Raw genomic sequence first — 1,427 nt, 5'->3', positions numbered from 1 at the left:
TGGTACGCATCAGTCCTTCCTGAAATCTGGGCTGGAATGGATAATGCCTTCTCAAGAGGTACTTGTTGAATTCACTGGTGATCTCTTCGCGAGAATCCCGTATAGAAAAATCCTGATTCACCCATCCATTCCCTGAAGCCATTTCACCCCTATAATCGTCAACTCGTATGGGAAAGCAAACTGCAACGCTTCCAGTTGTCAATGCGCATGCTGCTGGCATTGATATCGGCTCCCGAGAGCATTGGGTAGCCGTCGATCAGGACAAGGAAAACGTAAAATCGTTTGGCGTTTACACTCAGGATCACCAGCATCTGATTGACCATTTGCAGCAGTACGGCATTACGTCGGTCGCCATGGAAAGCACGGGGAGTTACTGGCAAACGCTATTCCATGCGCTACAGAAAGCAGGTTTTGACGTGCTATTAGTCGGCGGTAGCCAAACTAAAAATGTGCAAGGCCGTAAAACCGATGTCATTGATTGTCTGTGGATTCAACGGCTCCACTCCTTGGGCTTGTTGTCCGGTAGTTTTTTGCTGAGCGATACACTACAAGAACTGCGCACCTACTATTATCATCGCCAGCACATAATTGAACAGCAGGCTACCTATACCCACAAAATGCAGAAAGCGCTTCGACTGATGAATATTCGGCTGGACGTAGCGATTCGTGATATCACGGGCAAATCCGGCTTGGCCATCATCGAAGCGATTCTGGCAGGCAACCGCGATCCGTATGCGCTAGCTTCCCTGGTGGACATTCGCATGAAGAAATCCAAAGAGGAAATTGCCCTATCTCTGCAGGGCTGGTGGAGGCAGGAACTTTTGTTTGAATTAGGAGCGGCCCTAGACTTTTATAAGCTCTACCAGAAAGCCCTCTTGGAGTGTGATAAGATCATTGAACAGGCTTTACGCCGTTGTGAGCCTACTGAGTCAGTTTCGACGCCATCGGAATCGGTTCCGCAGGCGAATAAGAAGAAAAGCAGCAAAAATGCGCCTACTTTCAACATCTCGCAGATTGCCTTGACTTATTTTCAAACGGATCTGTTGGCCATCTCTGGCATCAGTCATAGTACGGTACTATGCTTATTAACCACGTTGGGCAAGGATATCCATAAGTTTGCCAGCGCCAAAAGCTTTGCCAGTTGGCTTCGGTTGGTGCCCAACAATAAAATCAGTGGTGGCCGCGTCCTTAGTCATCGCACACCCGCCGGCAAATCTCCTATCGCTATCGCCTTACGGCAGGCGGCTAACTCGATTGGCAATCAAGCTAATCATGAACTGAGCCCCTTCTTCAAACGCATTGCCTATAAGAAAGGGAGAGTGGCAGCCATCACCGCTCGTAAGTTGGCGATGATTATTTGGAACATGATTACTAAAGTGGAGCCCTACCGGAAAACTCAGATCAAAGACACAGCTCAAAAAACGAGG

At 48.5% G+C, this 1,427-nt stretch carries 1 protein-coding gene; it reads left to right on the top strand.

Annotated features, from left to right (window positions below; all coding sequences use genetic code 11):
• Positions 1 to 167 precede the first annotated feature (167 nt).
• Positions 168 to 1,427 (top strand): IS110 family RNA-guided transposase (locus tag ACYVI1_RS32635; RefSeq protein ID WP_460916045.1); only part of this gene is annotated, 1,260 nt, incomplete at its 3' end.

The sequence above is a fragment of the Spirosoma areae genome (genome assembly GCF_054781775.1).
This window is presented reverse-complemented; position numbering and strand designations above follow the sequence as displayed.